The 372-nt window shown below is 61.8% G+C and carries 1 protein-coding gene; it reads left to right on the top strand.

Annotated elements, in window-relative coordinates:
• On the top strand, positions 1–372 hold a 372-nt coding region (locus tag SB751_RS28535), incomplete at both ends, for an OprD family outer membrane porin (protein WP_410748857.1).

Here is a 372-nt window from a genome sequence, read left to right as displayed (position 1 = left end):
CTGGACGCGTCCACCCGCTTCAGCGCGTATGGCAGTGAATTCCGGGATATCTGGAAACAGCTCTATCTCGCCGCGGGCCACGGCTGGAAAATGCCCGGCGACGATACCTTGAACCTGGACCTGTCCGCTTACCGGTCCCTTGATAGCGGCGCCAAGCGCGCCGGTGACATCGACGTCACGGCCTGGGGACTGACGCTGTCCTACGTCGCAGACGCCCACACCTTCAAGGTGGCACGCCAGCAGGTGCATGGCGACCAGCCGCTGGATTACCTGGGCATGGGACCGGGCACCTATCACGACTCGATATACCTGCCGAACTCATCGCAGCTGGCCGACTTCAATGGTCCGCATGAAAAATCGTGGGGCTTCTTC

It is taken from the genome of Cupriavidus sp. SIMBA_020 (assembly GCF_046535395.1).
GTDB lineage: Bacteria > Pseudomonadota > Gammaproteobacteria > Burkholderiales > Burkholderiaceae > Cupriavidus > Cupriavidus campinensis.
Note: the sequence above shows the minus strand (reverse complement) of the source record. Positions and strands in the feature narration are given on the sequence as shown.